This is a genomic window from Pseudomonadota bacterium (assembly GCA_039028155.1).
In the GTDB taxonomy this organism is placed as follows: Bacteria; Pseudomonadota; Alphaproteobacteria; order SP197; family SP197; genus JANQGO01.
Genome location: JBCCIS010000027.1, coordinates 38,143 through 51,116 on the forward strand (window position 1 = coordinate 38,143; position 12,974 = coordinate 51,116).

Below are 12,974 nucleotides of genomic sequence, written 5' to 3' on the forward strand. Positions count from 1 at the left end.
GCATGCTACCCGTACACCCAGGACGTATTCTCTCTCGCGAACTCAAGGCGCGCGATCTCTCAGCCAACCGACTTGCTTTGGCACTGCGTGTACCATCCGGGCGCATCACCGAGATCGTAAACGGCAAGCGAGGCATCAGCGCCGAAACGGCCTTGCGCCTCGCCGCATACTTCGGCACAGCACCTCAGTTTTGGATGAACCTGCAAAGCCAGTTCGAACTGGCTGTTGCCGAACGTGAGCTGGGGGACAGGATCAAGGCCGAAGTCGAAAACGCGGCATAGGGGATACAATGACATTACAAGCCGACCTTATCCTGCACGGCGGCAAGATCGCCACGCTGGATGAACAAGAGACGGTCGTCGACGCTGTAGCGTGCTGGCGTGGCCGCATCATCGCCACCGGCTCAAGCGACGAGGTCATGGCCTGGCGTGGTGATTCGACACGCATCACCGACCTCGGCGGTCAGACCGCCATTCCCGGGCTGATCGACAGCCATTGCCATCCGGACTCCCACGCCATCACGGCGACCTTGTGGGAGGAGGTCAAACCGAACCGCATCGGCTCGGTCGACGCCATGCTGAAGCTGGTCGCGGAGAAGACCGCCACCATGGCGGACGGCGACTGGTTCCGCGCTTTCGGCTATGACGACCGAAAGTGCGGCGGCTACCCGACGCTTGATCAGCTCGACGCCGTCGCCCACGGCAAGCCGGTCTATATCGGCCGCACCGACGGTCACATCGCGGTCGTCAATTCCGCCATGTTGCGCGTCTTCGACATTCCTGACGATGCGGCCGATCCGCCACACGGCCGCTATGACCGCGACGAAAACGGACGGATGACCGGCCTGCTCCGCGAGGCCGCCGCGCGCCAGATGGTGCTTAAGATGAACGAGGCCTACACGGTCGAGCAGTACGCCACCGGTCTCAAGCACGTCTTCGGGCTCTACCTGCGCAATGGCGTCACGTCCATGCACAACAGCCTGACCAAACCGCGTGGTGTCGAAGCGTACATGAACCTTTTGGAGGTCGATGAACTTGTCATGCGCATCGGCATCATCGTTAACGGCGACGACGATCAGATGACCGAAGACGTACTGAAGGCGGGCCTCCGCACTGGTTTTGGCGATGAGTGGCTGCGCATCGTCGGCATCGAATGGTGTCCGGATTGTTCAACCAGTGGCCGAACGGCCGCATACTACGAACCTTATGTCGGTGAAGCCGTGCCCGGTGAGCCGGTGCCCAATACCGGCATGCTGCTCTATGACGCCGATGACTTGCGCGAAAAAGTCGTGCGCTGTCACGGCGCGGGCCTGCGTGTCTGCGTCGAAGGCGTCGGCGACCGAGGCATCGACTTTGCGCTCGACGCGATCGAGGCCGCACTCAAAACCCACCCGAAAGACGACCACCGCAGCCGTGTCGAACACTGCTGTTATGTCACGCCGCCTTTGGTCAAGCGCCTCAAGGACCTCGACGTGACCGATAGCTCGGCCACCGGTTTCATGTACGACCTGGGCGACGCCTATCGCAACAACCGAGGCGAGCCGGCCATGGACGATATGTGGCCCCACCGCAGCCTGATCGACGCCGGCGTCCCGGCACCCGGCCATTCCGACGCCAACATCTGCTCGACGAACCCGTGGCCCGTGTTCGACAGCCTGGTTAACCGGCGCACCGATTCCGGCGGTCCGCTGGGCAAGAGCCAGGCGATCACGGTGACCGAGGCGCTTCGCACCTATACGACACTGGGCGCCTGGACCGGGTTCGAGGAAAACCTGAAGGGATCGATCGAAGTGGGCAAACTCGCCGATTTCGCCGTTCTCGACCGCGATCCCTGGACCATCGACAGCATGGACCTTAAGAACGTCCAGGTGACCACCACGATTGTCGGTGGCGACGTCGTCTACGAGGCCTGAACGCGTTATGGACCAACAGGATAGCAAGCTAACCCTGATGCGGGCACTTCATGCCCATCATGACGGTGCGCGCGGTCTGCATGACGACCATGAAGCCGCCCACGAGTTCTTCCAGTCCTCGACCGTCTCCGCGCTGCTGCAAGGCGTTTTTGACGGCGACCTGACCTTTGGCGAGCTCGCCGAACACGGCGATTTCGGCCTCGGCACTTTCAACGCGCTCGACGGTGAGATGATCCTGATCGACGGCGACTTCTATGCCCTGCGCGCTGACGGCAAGGCCTATCCGGTCGCCGCCGATTGGAAGACGCCCTTCGCGACGGTCATGTTCTTCGAAGCCGAGCACGAGCAGGACATCGCCGGTCCGCTGGACCGGACCGCCTTCGAGTCCCTACTGGACAACCTCGCGCCGAAGAAGAATGGGTTCTACGCGATCCGGCTCGACGGTCGGTTCTCCTTCATGGAAGTACGGACGGTACCGCGCCAGGAGCGTCCCTACCCATCGCTCGTCGAGGCCGTGAAGCACCAGCCGGTCTACGAGTACGAGGATATCGCAGGCACCCTGCTCGGCTTTCGCCTGCCTGACTACACCGTCGGTCTCAACGTGCCGGGCTACCACCTGCACTTTATCGACGATGCCCGCTCATGCGGCGGCCATATGACGGACTTCACGTTGGCCGACGGGCGCCTGGCGCTCGATCACACCGGCGACCTGCATCTGGAGATCCCGGAAGCCAACCCTGACTTCGACGCTGCGGACCTGGTGTCCGGTGACGTCGCCGGCGCCATCAAGACCGCAGAGAACTAGGTCCTGTCAATTCACTCGATGGCGAGCAGGTGCGCGCGGGCGCTGAGCACGTCATCGAAGGCGGCAACAAAGGCGTCGCGGTCGCCCTGGGTCAGCGGCAAGCTGAGCAGCATGGAGTTGCGCCACGTCAGGCGCTGCCCGCGCGCCAACAGGTCATAGAACAGGAGTTTGCTCTTCTGCAGCGACCCGCGCTGGGCATCACGGGCGTTGCGAATCGGGCCACGACACGCATGGATCTGCATGACGCTGCCCAGTCCCGTCACGACCATCGGCAGCCCGTGCTTGTCGATCGTGGTATTCAGGCTGTCGCGCATGGCATCGCCTGCCGCATTGAAGGCCTCCGCTACTTCCGGCGTATAGATCTGGGTCATCGCCGTGGCGCCGGCCGCATGGGTGATGACGTTGTTGTTGAACGTGCCAGCATGGGCAAAGGAATCGGCCTCATAGGGGTCATAGCGCTTCATGATATCGCGCCGGCCGCCAAAGGCGCCAAACGTCGCACCACCACCAATGTACTTGCCCAAGGCAATCAGGTCCGGCGTGATGCCGAGCTTGCCGTGCAGACCCCCGCCGGAAAGGCGTGACGTGACGACCTCGTCGAAGATCAAAATGATGCCGTGGCGCTCGGTCGCTTCGCGTAGCGCCACCAGGAACTCGCGTTCAGCAGGTACACAGCCGCCGCCGCCTTGCATCGGCTCGATATTGACGCAGGCCAATTCGCCAGCGTGCTGTTCGATCAGGGCAAGCGTGCCTTCGATGTCGTTGTAGGGTGCGATGACATAGTCAAACGGTGCGTTTATCGGCGAGCCGCCGTGATGGAACAGGAAAACACCGCCGTGATACCCACCATCGAACACCATCACCTTGTCGCGGCCGGTTACCGCGCGGGCGGTAACGAAGGCGAACAGATTGGCTTCGGTCCCTGAATTGGTGAAGCGAACGAGATCCAGCGCCGGGAAACGATTGACCAGCTCAGCGGCAAGGATGCGCTCATAGCGGTTCGGTCCGCCCAGAACGGTACCGTCGCTGACGGCACGATTGATCGCCTCCGTGATCTGCGGATCTGAATGGCCGAACAGGCCGGCGCCGAACTCGCCCACGAAGTTGGTGTATTTGTGATCGTCGATATCCCAAACGCTCGCGCCCTCGCCGCGCGCGATGGTCAGCGGAAACGGCGGATAGAACAGAACCGTGCGCGTGTTGCCGCCAGGCATCGAGGATGCAGCCTTTTCGTTTTCGGCCTGGCTTTTCGGGTTCTCGGCGATGAACTCCGCGATCACCTCGTCGACCGCCTTATCCAGATCCGCTTGTGCCGCCACATTCACGCGTGTTGCCATGATCTCGGTCCCCTCTACCGACGGCCTAGTCCAGACCGTGCTTTTGTTTCCACTGAACGGGGTGAAGTGCGTAGAACACCGTTGCACCGTCGCCTTCGTACTTCAAGGCGGTACCTTCCGGTATCCAGATGACATCGCCGGGGCCGGCCTCGAACACCTCACCGCCGACGCGAAGGCGGAACAGCCCCTCGATACCCACGATCAACTCGTCATAGAGCACGGTCCATTCCAGCGAACAGCCGTCAAAGGTTGCGATGCCGGCGCCCATGGTGGTGCTGAGATCCGGACCGATCAACCTGGCGATCGTTGCCTTGCCGGGCGGCCCGCCATAGTCGGCGAATGCCATATCCGCACGCTTGAAGAGCTTGGTTGCGGGCTTTGCCATGGACGCCACTCCCCTCGATCAACCGTTGGCGGCAGCTTAGTCCAACCTAATACCGCTCACCAGCGCATGGCGTTGTCGTTCCAGGTTGGTTAAGCTCGGAGGTCTTTGCCAGCATCGCCGGAATAGGCCATGTCCGATCAGTTCCCCAATCTGTTTTCGCCGCTCACCATCAAGGGCGTGACGTTCAAGAACCGGATCTTCTCAACCGGTCACATGACGACCCTGTGTTCGGATTACCTGCCCAACGACGACTTCATCGCCTATCACGAGTCGCGGGCGGTCGGCGGCGCCGGTCTGATCATTACAGAGGTCGCCCTGGTCCACGACAGCGGCGTCTACACATCGCACACGGTCTCGGCCATGAACGACCGCTGCATCCCCGGCTACCGCAAGCTGGCGGACGCGGTACACGCCCATGGTTGCAAGGTGTTCGGCCAGGTGTTCCACCCCGGCCGCGAGAACTTTGAATCGATCGACGGCAGCGCGCCGGTCGCCTATGCGCCGTCGGCCGTGCCCAACGAGCGATTCCACATCATGCCGCGCCCGCTCTCCAAACGCATGATCGGCGAGATTATTGCCGGCTATGGCGATGCCTCGGTGCGGATGCAGAATGCCGGCCTTGACGGGGTCGAGATCGTAGCGAGCCACGGCTACCTACCGGCCCAGTTCCTGAACCCCAAGCTGAACCTGCGCGACGACGAATACGGCGGCGATCTGGACGGCCGCCTGCGTTTCATTCGCGAGATCGCCGCCGACATCCGCCGCAAGGTCGGACCCGACTACGTCATCGGCATGCGGATCTCCGGCGACGAGATGTCCTATGACGGCCTGGAGGCCGAACAGGTCGTCGAAGCGATCGTCAAACTGGATGAGGATGGCGACCTCGACTACTTCAATGTCATCGCTGGCTCGTCATCATCGCTTGGCGGGTCCATCCACATCGTGCCGCCCATGTGGATCGAGAACAAATATGTCGCGCCGTTCGCCGCCACGGTGCGCGAAAAGATCTCGAAGCCCGTGTTTGTCGCCGGGCGCATCAACCAACCGCAACAGGCCGAGGAAGTTCTGGTCACCGGTCAGGCCGACATGATCGGCATGACACGCGCCCAGATCTGCGATCCTGGCATGGCGAACAAGGCGCTCGCGGGCCGTGTCGACGACATCCGCGCTTGCATCGCGTGTAACCAGGCGTGCATCGGGCACATGCACTTGGGCGTCGGCATATCGTGCATTCAGCACCCCGAGACCGGGCGCGAGGTTCAGTACGGATCACGTAAGCCTATAGGAGAAAAGAAAAAAATCTTGATAGCCGGTGGCGGACCCGGCGGCATGAAGGCCGCGGCCGTCGCCGCGGAGCGCGGTCACGACGTCACCCTTTATGAAAAGTCGGCTCAGTTGGGCGGCCAGACACTCCTTGCCCAGATGTTGCCAGGCCGTGCCGAGTTCGGCGGCATCGTCACCAACCTGACCCGCGAGATGGAGCTCGCCGGTGTCACGGTCGTGCGCAATCAAGAGGTCGACAGGCAACTCGTCGAGCAAGAGAAGCCGGATGCCATCATCATCGCAACGGGCGCCGAACCCAGGCCCGTCGACATCGAGGGCGCCGACGAAGCGCACGTGGTCAACGCCTGGGCGGTGGTGCGCGGCGAAGCCAATGTCGGCGGTTCGGTGGTGGTTGCCGACTGGCGCTGCGACTGGATCGGCCTGGGCGTCGCCGAACAGCTTGCGCGCAACGGGTGCAACGTCACCCTGGCGGTAGACGGCTACATGCCCGGCCAAACCATCCAGATGTATGTGCGCGACCACTGGGCCGGCATCCTGAACAAGCTCGGCGTCAAGATCATTCCCTATGCCAGGCTGTTCGGCGTCGACGACACGAGCGCCTACTTCCAGCACGTCACCAGCGGGGAACCCATTATCGTGGACGAGGTCGACACCGTGGTGACGTCACTCGGTCACAGCGCCGTCAACGGATTGGCCGCCGAGCTGGACGGCTGGGACGGTGAGTTGCACGAGATCGGTGATTGTCTGGCGCCCCGCACCGCCGAGGAGGCGGTGCTGGAAGGGCTGAAGGTCGCCAACGAGATTTAGGATCCTAGAGCGGATCGTGGTTAGGTGGAACCGTAAGACGGTTCCACCTAACCACGTGAATCCGCTCTCTATCTAAGAGTAGAGCAGATTCACCTGCCTTGGCGGAATCGCGAAGCGATTCCACCAAAACAGGATCTGCTCTAGGGTCCGAGCACCGAACAGTAGACGTTGCGGTCGACAAGGGCGGTACACCGCGCCGAAGCGGTGCCCTGGCTTTGCAGAGGTCCGGCCTGGAGGCGGAAGAACGTGCCCTCGTCCTGGCCTAGATCCTTGAGCACGATGATCGGTGTCAGATCAGCCAGCAGGTCCTGGTTGGCGAGCGCGATTTGCTGCCAACCCTCCTTTGCTTGGCGCACCGTCTTGTAAGACGCCAGCCAAAGGCGGTAAGGGCCGATTGATTCGGCATTGCCCAATTCAGCGGTGCGGAGCGGCACCATTGCGCCGACAAGCGCCTCCGGTTCATCAACGGCCGGTTGTTCGATTACCGGCGCCTCGACGGCCGTCTCGGCGACGACGATTTCTTCGGGTTCCGGTTCGACGTCGCTGACCGCCGGCTCCTCTGATGCTGGTTGGCTCTCAATCGCGCCGTCCACGATTTCCTCTAGAGCCTGATCGTCGGGCACGACCTCAATAGTCTCTGACTCCGGTTCCTCGGCGACCGACACCTCTATGGCCGGATCGTCTGCGGCGGGCGCCTCATCGGTGGACTCGTCCACAGCGGCTTCCTCGATGACGGGCTCGTCAACGGTGGGCTCTTCGACAGGCGTCTCCTCAATGCCCGGCTCAACCGTGGTGACCTCCTCGATTACCGTTTCCTCGACGATGATCGCCTCGGCCGCCGGTTCCCCTGTGTCCGGATCGACGATCACCTCGTCGACAATGGTCTCCTCGACCACAATCGTCTCGGTCGTGGGTTCTTCGACGTCGCCGAAATCGGCCGACCCTTCCCCGGTCGCTTCATCCACGAGAGCCGCCGCCTCGATCTCCGATTCAAGGTCGGCGGACGGGACTGACACGCCGGTTGACCCGTCATCGATTTCGTCCTCGATCAATGACGTCGGTTCAGGCATCTCGATGTTCTCTGCGGCGACAACCTCCTCCACCGGTTCGTCGGCGATCGCCTCGTCGGGCACGGCCTCCATCACCGTGTCGGGTTCGGGCACGGTTTCCGGCTCCAGCTTTTCGGTTGTTTCTTCCACCACAACCTCGACCTGAGGTTCATCCACGGCAGCGTTGTCGGCTGCGCTGTCTTCGGACTGGTCGTCGGGCAAGCCAGCATCCGCCGCGTCTACACCCGCCACATGGTCTTCATCGGTATTGTCATCGGCCGTTTCGGAGGTCCCGTCGTCCTCAGGCGATACCGTCTCCGCATCCACAACAGTCCCGGGCGTCTTCAAGGCGTCACCCAGCGGCAGCACCACGGCCTGGCCAGCCTCGACCATCGCCTCGATATCCGCCGGCTTCGCGTCCGACGTCTCCTGCGCCCGCGCCGGCAAAACAGCGAGGCCAAGGCCGAGCAACAGGGCTGTCAGGCCTCCCCACGAGGGCACGAGACGAGCTGGCGCAGTCATGGGCTCAGACTACCCAATCGTGACGCCGACGACCACAGGCGGCTGGCCCTTGCCAGCCTCTTTCCGGCCCGCTATGACGACCGGCTCGCGGCACGGAGTACGGAATGACCAAGGATTTGAGCGGCCTGCTCGGCGATCTGATCGCCGTGGCGGACGAGGCCGGCGTGGAGATCATGCGCCAGTACGGCAGCGCCGAAATCAGAGCCAAGCCCGATGCCTCGCCGGTCACCGACGCCGATGAAGCCGCCGAAGCCATCATTCTGGAGCGCCTTGCCGCCCTGACACCCGACATCGCGGTTGTTGCCGAGGAGAGCGTCGCCGCCGGCCACGAGCCCGGCAATCTGGGTGCCGCCTTCTGGCTGGTGGACCCGCTGGACGGCACCAAGGAGTTCATCAGCGGTAACGGTGAGTTCACCGTCAATATTGCGCTGGTCAAAGACGGCCTGCCGGTGATGGGCGTGGTCGGCGCGCCGGCCAAGGACCTGCTCTATGCCACCGACGGCAACGCCGTGACCCGCCGCTCCGGCGGCACGACCGAGGGTGTCAGCGCGCGCAAGCCGCCGAGCGAGGGCCTTTATGCGGCGGTGAGCCGGTCGCACCTGGATGAAAAGTCCAAGGCCTACCTCACCCAATTCGCCATCGCCGGCACGAAGTCGGCGGGCAGCTCCCTCAAGTTCTGCCTGGTGGCCGAGGGCACGGCCGATGTCTATCCGCGCTTCGGCCGGACCATGGAATGGGACACCGCAGCGGGCCACGCGGTGGTGCGGGCCGCCGGCGGCAGTGTTTGCGACGCCGATGGCAGTGAACTCGCCTACGGCAAGCCGGGTTTCGAAAATCCCAGTTTCATCGTCAGGGGACGCACCGACTGAATGCCGCTACTGCCGCCGGATGAGACAGGTCTCGCCCGGGCCGCCGATCATCTGCACGACGGCGGTCTGGTCGCGTTTCCGACCGAGACCGTCTATGGCCTAGGCGGTGATGCGACCAGTCCAACAGCCGTCGCCGCCATCTTTGAAGCAAAGGCCAGACCGACCTTCAATCCGCTGATCGTCCACGTGAGAGATCTGGCGGCGGCCGAGGTGCTGGGCACGTTCGACGCCGCCGCGCGATCGGTTGCCGAGAGTTTCTGGCCGGGTCCACTTTCAATCGTCGTGCCACGCCAGGTGAATGGCGCGGTCTGCGACCTCGCTTGCGCCGGTGGCGAAACGGTCGCGCTGCGGGTTCCCGCCCACCCGGTCGCCCAATCCCTGTTGAAGAAGACCGGCCTGCCACTCGCGGCACCCAGCGCCAACCCATCCGGGCGTCTAAGCCCGACGACGGCGCAACATGTCGCCGAAGGGTTTCCTGGGTCGGACATTGTGATCGTGAATGGTGGTCCCTGCCCTATCGGCCTCGAATCCACCGTGGTCGCCTGCACCGGTGATGGCTCCTTGCGGCTACTGCGCAACGGCGCGGTTTCACGGGAAGAACTCGCCGAACGCGCCGGCGCGGTTGACGACGAGACCGAACCTCAAGGCGACAACCTACCGTCCCCCGGAATGTTGGCGCGTCACTATGCCCCGCGTATCCCCTTGCGCCTTCATGCCGACACCGCGGAACCGGACGAGGCGCTCCTCGCCTTCGGCCCAGACGTTCCTGCCGGTGCCGCAACGACGCGGAACCTGAGCGCAACGGGTGATCTAAAGGAGGCCGCCGCCAACCTGTTCGCGATGTTGCATGAGCTCGAGCAGTCAAGCGCACGTTGCATTGCCGTCATGTCGGTGCCTGAAGACGGCCTGGGGCGCGCCATCAATGATCGTCTGCGGCGCGGCGCCGCGGCGTCGGTTTGCCCAACCGACGATCTGGCCTAAGCTTCACTTCATGTCTTCAACGGCTGAAACCACATCGCCCCCACCCCTGCCAGACGGTCTGACCGACACGCTTAAAGCCATCGTCGGTGCATCCGGATGGCTTGAGAGCACGGCCGATACCGAGCCCTATGTCACGGACTGGCGCCACCGCTGGCCTGGTGCGACACCCCTGGTTCTGCGTCCCGCCAGTACGCAAGAGGTTTCCGCGATCGTCACCGCCTGTCACAAGGCCGGCGTCGCGGTCGTCCCGCAATCCGGCAATACCGGGCTGGTCGGTGGCAGCGTACCCGATGACACCGGCACTCAGGTCGTTCTGAGCCTCAACCGGATGACACAGATCCGCGCCGTCGACACCGACAACAACACGATGTCCGTCGATGCCGGCTGCATTTTGTCTGATGTCCAGGCAGCGGCCGCCGACGCCGACCGGCTCTACCCACTCAGCCTGGCGGCGGAAGGCAGTTGCCGGATCGGCGGCAACCTCTCGACCAATGCCGGCGGCACCAACGTGCTTCGCTTTGGCAATGCCCGTGACCACGTGCTCGGGCTGGAAGTCGTACTGGCCGATGGCCGGGTTTGGGACGGCATGCGCGCGCTGCGCAAGGACAACACCGGCTATGACCTGAAGCAGCTGTTCCTGGGGTCAGAAGGCACGCTCGGCATCATCACTGGCGCGGTTCTGAAGCTGTGGCCCCGCCCGCGTTCGGTGGTCACCACATGGCTGGCCGTTCGCGATCCGGAAGCGGCGGTGACACTGCTGCATCGCGCCCAGGAAGCGACCGGCGGACAGATCACCGGTTTCGAATACCTGGTGCGCGACGCCGCCGACCTCGTCTTCCGTCTGATGCCGCAACACAAGAACCCGTTCACGCAAGACCACGGTGCCTATGTCCTGATGGAGGCGAGCTCTGGCGGCGAGGGCGATACACTGCGTCAGATGGTGGAAAGCGTGTTGGCAGAGGCCCTGGAAGACGGCTTGGTGATTGACGCCGTTATCGCGGAATCTGAAGCACAGGCGCAGGCCATCTGGGCAATCCGAGAGGGCGTCCCGGAAGCTCAGGTGCTGAATGGCGGCGGTATCAAACATGACGTGGCGGTGCCGGTGTCACGTGTCGCGGCGTTCTTGAACGAGGGCACGGACCTCGTCAACGCCATGGCGCCGGACGCGCTGGTGATCGCTTTCGGTCACCTGGGCGACGGCAACATCCACTTCAACCTGACATCGCGCAGCGAGGCGGATCGCGACGGGCTGCTGGCTCGCGAACGCGACATCAATGACGCCGTCGAAGGCATGGTCGTGGCGATGGACGGCTCGTTCAGTGCCGAGCACGGCGTCGGCCGGTTACGTCTGCGCCAGATGGAGCGCTACAAGTCTGATGTCGAACTTGATTTGATGCGGCGCCTGAAACACGCGCTCGATCCCGACGATCTGCTCAATCCCGGCCGGCTCGTTGTCTGAACGCCTTTTCGTCCAATGGCGTGGTAACGCCCCCGCACTACTGACGATTCACACGCAATAATCAGTGATCTAGGACATATCGCGCGAGGCCATGATGGACAATCCGGCGGGTGAAACAGTTGGCGGCGAGACCATTCCGAACGTCGATCGCTGGATTGAGCATGATGACCATGGTTGTCGAATTGCCTCGATGGCCGCGCTGCTGCGCTAGTCGGTGTTCAGGCGGCGTTGTCGATGACCAATAGTCGGACCAACGATGGAACAGCGACCGGCGGCACCTTGAAATCCAAGGTCGTTGCCGCGGGCTTCGGCAACGTCTTGGAATGGTACGACTTCGGGGTCTATGGATTCTTCGCGGTCACCATCGGCAAACAGTTCTTTCCCTCCGATGATCCCGTCGCCTCCCTACTTTCCGCCTTCGCGGCTTTCGCCGTGGGTTATGCAGGACGGCCCATCGGCGCCATCGTTCTGGGCCACATGGCTGACAGATACGGCCGAAAGCCGATCCTCGTCGCGACGATTGCCGTCATGGGCCTGTCGACGTTTGCCATAGGTATCTTGCCATCCTACTACGCCATCGGCCTTGCTGCGCCCATCCTGCTCGTCTTGCTGAGGCTGGTGCAGGGTTTCGCCGTCGCCGCCGAATATGCCAGCTCCACGGTCTTCTTGATGGAGCACGCTCCGAAACAACGCCGCGCGTTCATTTCGAGCTGGTCCATGACAGGCCAATTCCTCGGACTCATCCTGGGTTCCGGCTTGGGAGCGCTCATGGGGAACCTGTTGGATGAAGCACAGATGCAGACATGGGGATGGCGGATCCCCTTCTTGTTCGGCATGGTGATTTCGCTGATCGGTTATCTCATGCGCCGAAAACTCACGGAGACGCCGGACTTCGAGGCAATCGATAGCGCTGATCAAATGCCGGTCAAGGATGTCTTCCGCACAGCCTGGCGCTCCATCGTCTGTTACATCTGCATGATCCTTCTGGGCGGCGTCGGGTTTTACATCGCCTTCATCTATGCGGTATCGGACCTGACCGTGCATATGCACCTCTCGACGGCAAGGGCGCTCGATATCAACACGCTGGCGCTCTTTGTCATCATGATCACGGTACCTGTGGCCGGGTTGCTGGCTGATCGCATCGGGCGCAAACCCCTAGCGTTTTCTGCGGCAGCCGGCACGATCGTGCTTGCTTGGCCACTGTGGTGGCTGATTCATCGTGAAAGCTTCGCGCTCATTCTCGCCGGCCAGACGGCCATGGGAGTCGTCTTTGCCATGGGTTGGGCGGTCTACAGCCTTATGATGGCCGAAACGCTGGAACCTCGCTTGCGTTGCAGTGTCGTCGCGATCGGCAACGGCATTGCCTACGGGATATTCGGCGGGCTCACACCTCTGCTCACGACCTATCTCGTGGAGCGCACCGGAAACGACTTCGCACCCGTCTACGTGATGATCGCTCTGGCGGTGTTGTCGTTCCTGGCCGTTCTTCGTTTGCCCGAGACACGCCCCAGGATGGACGGTAAGGCACCAACGCGCTCCTGACGTTCGGCCGTGCGTTAGAGTT

At 62.8% G+C, this 12,974-nt stretch carries 11 protein-coding genes; 8 read left to right on the forward strand and 3 right to left on the reverse strand.

The genetic code is table 11. The features are described from left to right. Positions 1-2: 2 nt before the first annotated feature. Genes AAF563_15040 through budA form a run of 3 tightly spaced genes read left to right on the forward strand, consistent with a single transcriptional unit; the run spans position 3 to position 2,717 of the window. Positions 3-281 (forward strand): HigA family addiction module antitoxin, encoded by a 279-nt coding sequence (locus tag AAF563_15040; protein MEM7122596.1) that lies wholly within the window; start codon positions 3-5, stop codon positions 279-281. Positions 282-289: 8 nt separating this feature from the next. Next, on the forward strand, positions 290-1,912 hold the full coding sequence (locus tag AAF563_15045; protein MEM7122597.1) for an amidohydrolase: 1,623 nt from the start codon (positions 290-292) through the stop codon (positions 1,910-1,912). A 7-nt stretch (positions 1,913-1,919) separates the two neighbouring features. Then, complete coding sequence (gene budA / locus AAF563_15050; protein MEM7122598.1) at positions 1,920-2,717, forward strand: acetolactate decarboxylase; 798 nt, start codon at positions 1,920-1,922, stop codon at positions 2,715-2,717. Positions 2,718-2,728: 11 nt separating this feature from the next. On the opposite strand, the gene AAF563_15055 is transcribed toward budA, so the two are convergent. Both AAF563_15055 and AAF563_15060 read right to left on the reverse strand, forming a co-directional pair. Continuing rightward, on the reverse strand, positions 2,729-4,054 hold the full coding sequence (locus tag AAF563_15055; protein MEM7122599.1) for an aminotransferase class III-fold pyridoxal phosphate-dependent enzyme: 1,326 nt from the start codon (positions 4,052-4,054) through the stop codon (positions 2,729-2,731). 25 nt (positions 4,055-4,079) lie between these two features. Continuing rightward, positions 4,080-4,439: an ethanolamine utilization protein EutQ gene (locus AAF563_15060; protein MEM7122600.1), complete on the reverse strand. Its 360-nt coding sequence runs from the start codon at positions 4,437-4,439 to the stop codon at positions 4,080-4,082. Positions 4,440-4,568: 129 nt separating this feature from the next. Between AAF563_15060 and AAF563_15065 the strand changes: the two genes are divergently transcribed. Beyond that, on the forward strand, positions 4,569-6,530 hold the full coding sequence (locus AAF563_15065; protein MEM7122601.1) for an FAD-dependent oxidoreductase: 1,962 nt from the start codon (positions 4,569-4,571) through the stop codon (positions 6,528-6,530). A 140-nt stretch (positions 6,531-6,670) separates the two neighbouring features. Here the strand turns inward: AAF563_15065 and AAF563_15070 are convergent, their stop codons facing one another. Continuing rightward, positions 6,671-8,101 (reverse strand): hypothetical protein, encoded by a 1,431-nt coding sequence (locus AAF563_15070; protein MEM7122602.1) that lies wholly within the window; start codon positions 8,099-8,101, stop codon positions 6,671-6,673. A gap of 104 nt (positions 8,102-8,205) precedes the next feature. Here AAF563_15070 and cysQ point away from each other — a divergent pair, with 104 nt between their 5' ends. From cysQ to AAF563_15090, 4 genes are all read left to right on the forward strand, one after another. After that, positions 8,206-8,970 carry a 3'(2'),5'-bisphosphate nucleotidase CysQ gene (gene cysQ / locus AAF563_15075; protein ID MEM7122603.1) on the forward strand — a complete coding sequence of 255 codons (765 nt, stop codon included), beginning with the start codon at positions 8,206-8,208 and terminating at the stop codon, positions 8,968-8,970. Beyond that, the gene (locus tag AAF563_15080; protein MEM7122604.1) at positions 8,971-9,951 is read left to right on the forward strand and encodes an L-threonylcarbamoyladenylate synthase; all 981 of its coding nucleotides are present in this window, start codon (positions 8,971-8,973) and stop codon (positions 9,949-9,951) included. A 10-nt stretch (positions 9,952-9,961) separates the two neighbouring features. Then, the gene (locus AAF563_15085; protein ID MEM7122605.1) at positions 9,962-11,410 is read left to right on the forward strand and encodes an FAD-binding oxidoreductase; all 1,449 of its coding nucleotides are present in this window, start codon (positions 9,962-9,964) and stop codon (positions 11,408-11,410) included. Between the two features lie 234 nt (positions 11,411-11,644). Next, positions 11,645-12,952, forward strand: coding sequence for an MFS transporter (locus tag AAF563_15090; protein ID MEM7122606.1), 1,308 nt, complete (start codon positions 11,645-11,647; stop codon positions 12,950-12,952). Positions 12,953-12,974 lie beyond the last annotated feature (22 nt).